This window comes from Brachyspira pilosicoli (assembly GCF_019402445.1).
Lineage (GTDB): Bacteria > Spirochaetota > Brachyspiria > Brachyspirales > Brachyspiraceae > Brachyspira > Brachyspira pilosicoli_B.
On record NZ_SRZM01000164.1, the window covers coordinates 1 to 8,652 of the forward strand.

At 27.0% G+C, this 8,652-nt stretch carries 6 protein-coding genes, 2 tRNA genes and 1 pseudogene; 5 read left to right on the plus strand and 4 right to left on the minus strand.

The genetic code is table 11. The features are described from left to right. Positions 1-1,503 (minus strand): annotated as a pseudogene (locus E6A48_RS06350) (hypothetical protein); the annotation flags it as partial. Positions 1,504-1,684: 181 nt separating this feature from the next. Between E6A48_RS06350 and E6A48_RS06355 the strand changes: the two are divergent. Next, positions 1,685-3,277 (plus strand): hypothetical protein, encoded by a 1,593-nt coding sequence (locus E6A48_RS06355; protein WP_219709213.1) that lies wholly within the window; start codon positions 1,685-1,687, stop codon positions 3,275-3,277. Positions 3,278-3,355: 78 nt separating this feature from the next. Continuing rightward, positions 3,356-3,925, plus strand: coding sequence for an adenylate kinase (locus tag E6A48_RS06360; protein ID WP_219709214.1), 570 nt, complete (start codon positions 3,356-3,358; stop codon positions 3,923-3,925). 86 nt (positions 3,926-4,011) lie between these two features. On the opposite strand, the gene E6A48_RS06365 is transcribed toward E6A48_RS06360, so the two are convergent. Together E6A48_RS06365 and E6A48_RS06370 are read right to left on the minus strand one after the other, a co-directional pair. Further along, the gene (locus tag E6A48_RS06365; RefSeq protein WP_219709215.1) at positions 4,012-5,136 is read right to left on the minus strand and encodes an aminopeptidase; all 1,125 of its coding nucleotides are present in this window, start codon (positions 5,134-5,136) and stop codon (positions 4,012-4,014) included. A gap of 23 nt (positions 5,137-5,159) precedes the next feature. Beyond that, positions 5,160-6,356 carry an aminotransferase-like domain-containing protein gene (locus E6A48_RS06370; protein WP_219709216.1) on the minus strand — a complete coding sequence of 399 codons (1,197 nt, stop codon included), beginning with the start codon at positions 6,354-6,356 and terminating at the stop codon, positions 5,160-5,162. Between the two features lie 108 nt (positions 6,357-6,464). Between E6A48_RS06370 and E6A48_RS06375 the strand changes: the two genes are divergently transcribed. From E6A48_RS06375 to E6A48_RS06385, 3 genes are all read left to right on the plus strand, one after another. Beyond that, a tRNA-Ile gene (locus tag E6A48_RS06375) sits at positions 6,465-6,538 on the plus strand. A 25-nt stretch (positions 6,539-6,563) separates the two neighbouring features. Beyond that, positions 6,564-6,637, plus strand: a tRNA-Ala gene (locus tag E6A48_RS06380). 62 nt (positions 6,638-6,699) lie between these two features. After that, positions 6,700-7,032, plus strand: a complete 333-nt coding sequence (locus E6A48_RS06385; protein WP_219709217.1) for an ankyrin repeat domain-containing protein — start codon at positions 6,700-6,702, stop codon at positions 7,030-7,032. 51 nt (positions 7,033-7,083) lie between these two features. On the opposite strand, the gene E6A48_RS06390 is transcribed toward E6A48_RS06385, so the two are convergent. Continuing rightward, positions 7,084-8,634, minus strand: coding sequence for an FGGY family carbohydrate kinase (locus E6A48_RS06390; protein ID WP_219709218.1), 1,551 nt, complete (start codon positions 8,632-8,634; stop codon positions 7,084-7,086). Positions 8,635-8,652 lie beyond the last annotated feature (18 nt).

Consider the following 8,652-nt stretch of genomic DNA (forward strand, 5'->3'; position numbering starts at 1 on the left):
TTTTAATGTTATCTCTTTTAAAGAAATAGAATTAATCATTAAAAGAGTTGTTACAGATGATATTAGAGTGAGTCTTATAAAAGACATTGATATATTTTTTGCTATTAATGCAGATTTATCTTGCCAGTCAGTAAGAAATGCATTTTGTATAAAGCCGTTTAATAGTATAGTGATAACAGCAAATACAACAGACAAAATTAATACAGCATACATTATTTTTTGTGCTACACTTATTCCTCTATATTCATCTTCTAAGTATTTAAGAAGTTTATCATTTTTTTTTGCTTCTATTGCTTTGAATATATAATCTGCTGCAAATGCTGAAAGTATTGCAAATGGTATAGGTATAATTTCTATAAATTTATTAGGGTTTCTTGCATCTCTAAATATTGGTATTTGAAACAATGCTCCGTATATAATAGGCAAATATCTTCCAAAGCTTGCTATCAAAAAGAATAAAGCAGTACCTATCCAAAAATATTTTTCACTGTATTTTTTCTTGCTTATAAATAAAGCAAATATTATAAATAAAAATGTTATATATCCAATGTTTACAGCAGTGAGAGAGAAGTTTGAAGTTTTTGGCTCTCCGTTCATATTAGCTATTCTTCCCCAGTATGGGTGAGTTTCGCTTCCAGAATAGTATCCAAAAAGACCAGGTACAAAAAATCCTAATACTTCTTCAGGCGGATAAGACCATCTTGTAGCCCAATTCCATAAGTCTTGTTTATTTTGCACCCCAGCAGCTCCCATGTCTTGAGTGTTTTTCGTAACCATTATAACTTGTATAGACATTAAAAAAGAAAATACTGCAACTAATGCAAACTTTACACATAACAATATTATTTTTTTAATATTAGTTTTTATATATTCAATTAATTTAAGATTGTTTTTTTTGCTGTATAATAAATATAAAAAATAACAAGAGAGAAATAAAGCAAAATACATTGCCACATCCAAAGCTCCACCTAAAAAAGCAATGCCTAAAAAAGCACCAGTAAAAAAGAAATCTCTCCACTTCTCAGTATGCATTGCCTTTGATAAGAAATATAAAACTAAAGGAAAATAGCAGTAAGTTTCAAATTTACCTAAATGCCCAGGAAGTATAAGAGTAAATATTGCATTAGAAAACATCAAAGCAATTGCCCCAAACATAGAAGCATTTATTGATAATTTCTTTTCTCTTAAAAATAAAAATAATCCATAACCCATTACAGCTATATGAAAAATAATTGTAACTTGAGGATATATTTTGTATGGCAGAATAGTCATTAATAAAGATTTTGGGTGTATAGGCACTGTTGCAGGTGCTGATATTGTAAAATAAGCATTATTCCAAAAATATAAATTACCACTTAATACAGCATCTTTAATATTTTTTATGTCCCAGAGAATAACATCTCCCATTTGAAGATAAGAAAAGGTTAAATTGCTTGCAAAAAAAAGTATAGAAAGTATTATAAATATAATAGGATATTTTATTTCGCTTTTTACTGATTTCATTATTCCGCTTCCTTTTTTGTATATACGATTAAATAATAGTTGTTAGATAAAAACATTTAATAAGCTATGATATATAAAAGATATAGTATTGTCAAGAAGTTTTATTATATTTTTATATACATATTGATAAAAGAAGTTTTTTAGTATAAAATTAGATTTATAAAATTATATTAAATTAACTATGCATAGAAATTATTATATTTTAATATTAACTCTTATAATATCTAATCTGCTATATTCTTTTGGTGGCAGACCTATTACAGTAGAAGAGGTGCGTCCATATTATACAGCATCAGATACTGCAAAGATAGAAATATTTATATATACAAATTTAAGTGATAATACAAACTATAACTATTTAACTCTAGCAATAGCAGATGCAATAGCTAATCAATTAGAATATAATAAAACTATAAGACTTCAATCATCAACCAATGTAAAATTAACCCCAGTAGATTTTGAAAGAGCTTATGAAAGAAAAGTTTTTCAATTTACAAATATTACCTACACTGCAACAGAATCTTCTAGTAATACTGCAATTGTTACAAATTATGAGTATTACTATTATACTAATTGGGGTGGATTAAGAAGCAATGTTACACTTATAACGCCAGAAACTAAATATTTTCAACTTAATGATGAAGAGGTTATTATAAATTATAATGGAAGCAATGTTATAGTAAAAAATACCAATGATTTTATACAAAATATAGAGCTTGGTGGATATTTTTATGAGTATACAGGAGATGATATAAAAAAAGAGGTGTTTAAAAGAGATGCTGATGTTGTTATATTTGGAAGCATTGAATATAAAAGACCAAATATTAGTGTGATAACTTCTATAGCGTATGTGAAAGAGAGAAAAATAAATACTTATAGTATAGAAGTATCTGAGGCAAAAATAGATGAACAGATTCCTATTTATGCTTTGGATATAGCAAATAGAATTAGTTATGTAGATAAGACTGGCACTATTGCCATTGATGTAGAGCCTGAGGGGGCATTCGTTTATGTTGATAATGCATTGATTGGAATGAGCGGAGATACTTTATATTTGCCCACTTTAACTACTAATGCCCATAGATTTACAATTAAAAAAGATTTATACGAAACAATAGATACTATGCTTTCTTTTGAAAAAACAAATGAAGATATAATGCTTAATTTTAGTATGATTGAAATGACTAATACTGCTAAAGTAAAAATTAATATACCAGGTGGAGAAAATAGTTCAGTGGTTATTAATGGAATAAAAAGAAAGCCAGCTGATTTTATATATGAAGATTTTGGATTTGGTACTTATTCTATAAAGATTACCAATACTAATTATATAGACTATTATGGTACTTTTACAGTAAAAAGCACGAATTATTTAGATTTAACACCAAATATGAAACGCTTTTATGAACCTACTTGGGTAGATGTGGTATTTAAAAATTATGAAAGAAATACAAAAATATTTTTAGGGCTCACTATAGCAAGTACTATTTTTTCTGTTGGTACTTATATATATGCTAATGAAATACTTGATTATACTATGATTAATTATTATGATAAATATCAAAATGCTCCAAATAGACCTCCTGTTGATTTAACTACATATAATACTGCTTTTAATATATATATAGGTGGTTTGGTAGCCACTGGAGTTTTTGCTTTAACTGCGGGAATATATTATATGCTTTGGGTTAATGAGAGTAATTTTGCTGTAGAAGAGCTTACTTTTTCCGGAGGTTATGGAGGAGCTAATATTGCATATACTTATCGGTGGTAATTTTATATAATTTATTTGACAATATATTTTTATTGATTATACTATTTATAATAATATACAATATTAGGAGATAAAACTATGATTAATATTATTTTTATAGGGGCACCTGGTTCTGGTAAAGGTACTCAATCTGAGTTAATAGAAAAAGAATATTCTATATCTCATATTTCTACAGGAGATATGTTTAGAGAAAATATTGCAAATGGTACTGAGCTTGGAAAGACTGCTAAAGGATATATGGATAAGGGAGAATTGGTTCCTGATAGTTTAGTTATAGATATGCTCTTTGATAGGCTTAAAAAAGATGATTGTAAAAAGGGATTTATGCTTGACGGATATCCTAGAACTATGGAGCAGGCTAAAGAATTAGATAAATTATTAGAAAAATTAAATTATAAAATTGATGCTATTATTAATCTTAGTGTTGCTGAAAATATTATAATAAAAAGGCTTTTAAATAGAGGTCGTTCTGATGATAATGAAGAAACTATAAAAAATAGAATAAAAGTTTTTGAAAGTCAAAGTAAGCCTGTATTAGAATATTACAAAGATAAGGTTTATATAATAGATGTTGAAAGTCTTGAAAATGAAACACCTGAAGATATTTATAAAAAGATAAAAAAAGGTCTTGATAGTATAAAGAAATAAAAAATAAATAATATTTTATTATTAAATTAATAAAAACAAGGGGCTTTAATTACCCCTTGTTTTTTTGTATATTTTATTAAAAATAATTATATTAAGTTTTCAGGATTTAAACATTTTAGTTCATCTATAACAAATACACCATCTTTTCTAATTAATACATTATCAAAATACATCTCGCCTCCGCCATATTCTTTAGTTTGTATGCAAACTAAATCCCAGTGTATAGTAGATTTATTTCCATTAGGAGCTTCATCATAACAAGCACCAGGAGTAAAATGGAAGCTTCCCATAATCTTCTCATCAAACAAAGTATCTTTCATAGGTTTAGTTATATACGGATTAACTCCAATAGCAAACTCGCCTATATATCTAGCACCTTCATCTGTGTCAAATATTTTATTTATTCTTTCATTATCATTTGCAGATGCATTTAGTATTTTTCCATTTTTGAACTCTAATTTAATATTTTCGTAAGTAAATCCATCACTATATAATGAAGGAGTGTTATATGATAAAACTCCATTAACAGAATCTCTCACAGGAGCAGTAAACACTTCGCCATCTGGTATATTCATTATTCCAGCACATTTTATAGCAGGTATATTTTTTATAGAGAATTCCAAATTAGTACCTTCTCCTATAATTTTTACTTTATCAGTTTTATTCATAAGACTAACTAAATTATCCATAGCCTTATCCATCTTTGAATAATCTAAATTGCAAACCTTAAAATAAAAATCTTCAAACTCATCTGTGCTCATAGAAGCCTGCTGTGCCATAGAAGAAGTAGGGTAGTTTAATACAACCCATTTTGTGTTTTTTACCCTTTGATGCATATGTACTGGGTCTAAATAAAGTTTCTCATATATTTTATAATTTTCTTCTTTAATTGAAGAGTTTTCAGCATTATTGTTGCCTCCCCAAACACCAATATATGCATCCATTTTTTTCATTAACATTAAATCTGATTCTGCCCAAGTTTTTATTTGCTCATCATTACATTTTTTTAATAGTTCTCTCATTATCTGAGGGTCATGATTCCATACAAAAGGATTAGCACCAATTTTATAAACTTCTTGTATTATAGCCATTACTAAGCTTCTTTCTTCTCCCTCTCCATAAACCTTTATTAAAACATTTTCCCCTTTTTTTAATCTGCATGAATAGTTTACTAAATTGTAAGCTAATTTTTCTACTCTTATATCTTTCATTTTTTTTGTTCCTAATTATTAATTTATTTTGATTTAAGCATTTTTTCTATAGTTTCGCCTATTATCTTCATTCCCTTATCAATATTTTCTACAGAACAGTTTGAATAACTCAATCTAAAAGTGCTGACATTTCTTTTTTTATTATAAAAAGGGTCTCCAGGGGATATTGCAACATTTCTTTTTATAGTTTCATTTGCTAATTCTACAGATTTGATATTTTTTGGAAGTTCTACCCATATAAACATACCTCCTTCAGGTTTTGTATATTTTACTTCCTTTGGAAAATATTTTTCTATAGCATTAATCATAGCATTGCATTGTTTATGGTAAAGTTTTCTTATTTTTTCTATATGCTTATCAAAATTACTATTATTTATATATTGAGCAATAGCCATTTGGTCAGGCATGCTAGTGTGAACATCAAGTATTTGTTTGTATTCTATAGCTTTTTTCATGAACTCTTTATTTTTTGAAGCAATCCATCCAACTCTTATACCAGGTGAAATTGTTTTTGAAAAAGAACCCATTAATATTACTTGTTCATTTAGTAAATTAAAAAATGATTCTTGATTTTCTCCTTTAAATCTCAAAGCACCATATGGATTATCTTCTATAAGTATGGTGTTAGTTTTTTTTATCATATCTGCAATTATTTTTCTTGTTGCATTATTATACGTTAAACCTGTTGGGTTTTGAAAATTTGGAATTGTATAAAATAATTTTGATTTATATTTTTTGAGTATATTTTTTAATTCATCTAAATTAATTCCTTCATCGTTTATTTCTACGCTATGTATTTTAGCATTATACAAATTAAATGTTTGAATTGCTGCCAAAAAAGTTGGAGCTTCCACTATAACATTATCATTGTCATTTAGTGTAACAGCTGATATTATATCAAATCCTTGTTGTGCTCCGTTAATTATTAATATATCCTCTGCTTCCAAATTAATATTTTCTTTAGTCTTGTATCTTTGAGCTATTATTTTTCTTAATTCAATATATCCTTGAGTATTTGCATATTGCAAAGCTGTTTTATAATGATTATCCATTACAAAAGAGTATGCTTTTTTTAATTCTTTATTTGGAAAAGAAATTGGGTTAGGCATACCACCTGCAAAACTAATCACATTAGGAATAGAAACAGCCTTCAACATAAAATCAGAGAACTCTTTTTGAAAGTCTTTTTTAGCCATTATTTTAGAAATTTTAAAATTCATATATCTCTCCATTAGTGTATAGAAGTTTTTTAAAAAATATTTTAGAAAAAAGCTTGCTATTTTTTTTGTAATATGTTATATTATACAACATATTAAAGATAAAAAAAAGGGCCTGTAGCTCAGATGGCTAGAGCGTTCGACTGATAATCGAAAGGTCGGTGGTTCAATTCCTCCCAGGCCCACACGCTCAGGTTCTTTAACATATACGGGGGTTTAGCTCAGTTTGGGAGAGCGACTGCCTTGCACGCAGTAGGTCGTGGGTTCGATCCCCATAACCTCCACATCTTTTAATAAACGATTCTTAAAAAGCTTTTAAGAGTCGTTTTTTTATATAGGACTTGTTATGAAAAAATATCTTTTTTTAATAATGTTTATATTCTTTTCTTTCGATTTAGCATATACGCTCACCCAAGATGAAGAAACTCTTTTAGATGCATCAATATTTGGTGATGATGATATTGTTGAAAAATTGATAGCTAAAAATGTTAATTTAAATGTTCAAGATGAGGCGGGTAATACTGCATTAATATTAGCTTCTATGGAAGGGCATACAAAAGTTGTAGCTTTGCTTTTGAATGCTAATGCTGATAAATATATAGTAAATAATGACGGTAATGATGCATTATTTTATGCTAAACAAAAAAATAATAAAAATATAATTAAGCTTTTAGAGTAATATTTCTTTATCTTCTTTTAGTTGAAATTTCTTTTAAGTATTAATTAAAAATTAATCTTTAATTATTTCATTAAATTTTTCATTCATAGATTTTAAATAATTATCATATTTATTTGATAAATTATAATCAGGTTCTATTACAGTATTATCTATTAATGAATCTCTAATATCATCTAGAGAAATATTTTCTTTTAATAATAATACAGCACTTATTGCCGCTCCAAGAGAAGCACCTCCAGAAGGAAGTATTTTTATAGGGCATTGCCAAATATTAGCAATTATTTTTAATATTTCTTTATCCTTAGTAGGACCTCCTGTAACAGATAAATTAGCAGCTTTTTTTTCTGAAGCAAACTTTTTGGAATATGAAGCAACTAATCCTAAAGAACTTAAAACAATACCCTTATAATCGTTATCAAAAGAAATATCATCATAATATCTTTTTATATTAAAAGATTTGCTTATAGGTACAGATTCATTTTCTTTTTGATATATCATAATAGGTAATTTATTTATATTTTTAGACAATGATTCTGTTATATCTTTATAATTTTTATGATATAAGTTCATTATTTCATCCCAAACCATAGCCCCATTAGTACGGCAAAATATCATAAATGGATTTCCTATTCCATCATACATAGCATTAGATACACCAGAAAAATCTCTTGTGTTTTCATCTATGTTGAGCATATACACAAAGCTAGTTCCTAATGATAGTATATCTCCTTTATATAATACTTTAGTCTGAGGATTATCCCCACTTCCTATGCCTACTAAACAATCTTTGCTAAAACCATATTTTTCTATAAAATATTCTGTTATATTTCCAGCTAATGCTGAAGGGGTATCTATATTTCCTAATTTTTCTTTTAGATTATTTGATACAGTGTTAAGTAGTTTATCATTCCACTCTTTTTTTGTATAATCCATTAAACTCATACCAGAGGCATTTCCAAAATCTGCACTAATATCATCTTTAGCAGTGAAAATAGAAGCTATGAATGTATTAAGAAGAAATACTTTATATGTATTATTTTCTAATTCTAAGTTGTTATCAAAATTATATTTTATTACTGCACCTGTAAATCTAAGTGGTGAATCTGATCCTGTTATTTGAATCATTTTTTCTTTTCCGCCTACAGAGTTTCTAAGTTCATTAGCTTCTTTTTGTGTACAAGAAGTTCTCCAAATAGGGGCTGCATTATATGAATAAGAATCTTTTAATATTTCTGTTAAGTTTTTATTTATATATTCTTTGCTTTTTAATTTATTTAAATTATTTTTATAATTTTCTGATAAATAAACATGTCCATGCTGCTGAGCAGAAATTTGAATAGCTTTAATCTCTTTAACATTGCATTTTTCTTTTAGTTCTGACAATGCTTTATCTAATGCAGCCAAAAAAATATTAATATCTTGTTCTGCTTTGCCTTCTATTTTGGAGTCTATGAGTAAAGTATTTTTATTCATTGATGAAGTTTTTATTTCTTGCAGTGAGTTAAAAGCTATAGATATATTTAATTCATTTTTTAAAGTTTTATAATTTAATATACTTAATGTTAAACTTTGTGTGCTTAAATCTATTCCTAATGTATACATAATATACCTCTTAATTAG